This window comes from Acetivibrio sp. MSJd-27, assembly GCF_018918095.1.
Taxonomy (GTDB): Bacteria; Bacillota; Clostridia; order UMGS1840; family HGM11507; genus HGM11507.
The window spans coordinates 1-2726 of the sequence record NZ_JAHLPV010000082.1; the positions used below are offsets into that span (position 1 = coordinate 1).

The 2726-nt window shown below is 52.9% G+C and carries 1 protein-coding gene; it reads right to left on the reverse strand.

Going from position 1 to position 2726, the window contains the following annotated elements; translation table 11 throughout:
- Positions 1 to 19: 19 nt before the first annotated feature.
- Positions 20 to 2704 (reverse strand): S-layer homology domain-containing protein, encoded by a 2685-nt coding sequence (locus KQI32_RS13120; RefSeq protein ID WP_216426071.1) that lies wholly within the window; start codon positions 2702 to 2704, stop codon positions 20 to 22.
- Positions 2705 to 2726: the final 22 nt, after the last annotated feature.

Below are 2726 nucleotides of genomic sequence, written 5' to 3' on the forward strand. Positions count from 1 at the left end.
GCCCCCACAAGTTATCGGACTATTTCACCGCAATAATCCCTTTGACGTCGAACTTCTTCTTGCACACAAACAGCTCTGTGGCTTTCTCATAGCCAACTTCCTCCGTCGAGAACAGGTCGTCCAGCGTAATCACGCTCACCTTTCCCGTCTTGCTGTTCAACAGATAAACCGGCGGTTCATTCTTTGTGTCCACCACCATCTTCACCAGTTCCTGATCCGCGCTCTCCTCCGTTGCCAGATTGATCACAAACTCGCTCTGCTGGCTGTTTGTCGTCTCCGACAGCTCATCCCGCTTGATGGTATGCAGTTTCCCGAATACCCGCTCGTTTGCTCCCCTCTCGTCTTTGTGGAAGTATCCCGGCTTCGGCATCAGGCTTTCCACCTTCTCAATGTTGTCCACCAAATCCTGTGAGTTCAGTGAATAGTAGATCACGTCTCCCTGCCTCAGTCCGTTTGCGATTGTGTATACGTTCGCTTCCGACTTCACCGTCAGGTTCACCAGCTTCCCGCTCTGATACCCCTCAATTCGGCAGTACACGTTGTCCGCGTCTTCCGCCTTCTCGTATACCCTTGTCACCACCATGATGTCCGCGTCGCTGGTGATCGTGCCTCCGATGTCCGCTTTCATGCTTGTCGTCACCACTGCGAATTTCGCCACTTTTGTTTCCGGATCGATCTCGTAGCCCCGGGTCGTATATTTCTTGCTCTTATCCAGCGTCACCTTGGTGAAGTAGTCATCCTCGTCCGTTGTGTCCTCTTCCGGCACCGCTACCACCACTGTTTTATCATCTATATAAAATGCTCCGCCGAATGCTCCGATGTCCGGGTTGAATGCGCGTTCCGCCTCCACGGCCTCCGCGTCCAGCAGATCGATTTTTGTCAGTTCCCCTGCCTTGTTCAGCGAAAAGCTGATCAGCATGCCCGGCTTCACTTTTTCATTCAGTTCTTCATCTCCTGCGCTCTTCCCGTTCAGCCGCACTTTTCCCGTGGTGTAAAGCACCTTGAATTCCTTATTGCCCGTGGTATAGTAATAGTTATCGTTTTTGTCCTGCTCCTGTTTGGCAATGCCTCCCAGAAGAAGCTTCATGCCGAAGCCCTCCGTGATGCCCCCCTCATACTTGGTGCTCACCACGTATCCCACGTTTTCGATCAGGGTTTCCCCTTCCTCAAAGCTTACCACCTGGCCGTAGGTATCGATATAGAAGGTTCCCTCCTTGCTCAGATCCACCTGCACCATTTCTTTGCCGTTTTCATCCTTTGCCAGCTTGTATGTTTTTCCCCCGATGGTGATGTCGTCCTCTGTGTATTCCTCCGCACGGCCTTCCACCTTCTGTTTCGATACGGTCAGATCGATGTTTTTCCCATCTTTATCGCTCAGCACCGTGATCACGTCATCCTCTTTGATGTCCTCCAGTTCCAGCGCGTCCCCGTCCACGTTCACGATGCTGTAATAGAAGTCATCCTCGTCCGGCTCCAAGCTGATCCGGTTCAGCCCGTTGAAGGACGCATCCTTCAAAAAGATTACCGATGTGGTCAGGCTCACCTTCTCCACCCGGAAGCTGTAATATTCCGACAACACCGCCACCTCGTATTTATTATCCTGGTTGTTGTCAATCAGTTTCACTTTTCCGTTTTTAATGAACAGGTCCTCCGCTGCCGGCGCTTCCACCGCGCGGCCGTTGTACACCACATACGGCCCCACATTCGCTTTGCGTGTTTTCTCATCATTCGTCTCATACTCAATGGTGAAGGAACTTCCGCTCCCTGTCGTGTCGGTGATATCCTCCGCCTCGATTTCCAAGTAACTGTTCTTCACCGGCGTGATGCTGGTGATTTTCGGGTATGCAAGACTGTCATCCTTGTCCACATGGAATTCCACCCGCTGTCCAATCAGTTCAGCCGCGTTGGTTTCTCCCGCAAGCAGAGTCCATTCTTCTTCTCCTTTTACCCCCGTGATTTTCACCTGGCCGTTGTCCAGCGTGGTTTCTCCGCTCAGGGTTGTCAGGTGATTTTCTGTCACAATCCCTTCCAGGATATCCGCGTTTTTGATCTTCAGCAGTTTTTCCAGAAGCGTCGTCCCGCTGAGCTGGTACCCCTTGTCTTCCCCGCCGTAGTTTACCGGCTCCATGGTTTCCAGCTGCATCGCCTCATACAGGATGCTGCAGATATTTCCCCGCGTCGCCGCTCCCGCATAGGATTCCACCGTGATTCCCCGCAGGATTCCATCCTGCGCTGCCATTGCCAGGTAATTGTCCGGATAACTGCCCATTGTAGACGCTTTCGGTCCATATCCCATGGCGTTGTATATGATTTTTAGTGCCTGCTCGTAGGTCACATTGTCCTCCGGCCCGAAGTACCCTTCGCCGTATCCCAGAACCATTCCGTTGTCCGACGCGTATTTGATGTCTCCGGCCGCCCAGTGGCTGCCCGGTACATCGATGAACGGCGCTTCCGCCGTTGTCCCGCTCACCAGGCTGTCTATCCCCAGAGCGCGGTTCATGATCGCCACAAACTCAGCCCGCGTGATGTTGTTTTCCGGCTTGAACGTCCCGTCCTCGTATCCCTTCAGGATGTCCAGCCCTGTCAGTTTCGTGATCGCTTCCGCCTGTTTCCCTTCCCCGATGTCGCTGAACGCGTACCCAGGCACCAGTATCACGCTTAGTATCATCACCATTGCTACCAGTATGCTTACTGTCTTTTTCATACCTTTCTCCTCCCGTTTTTTC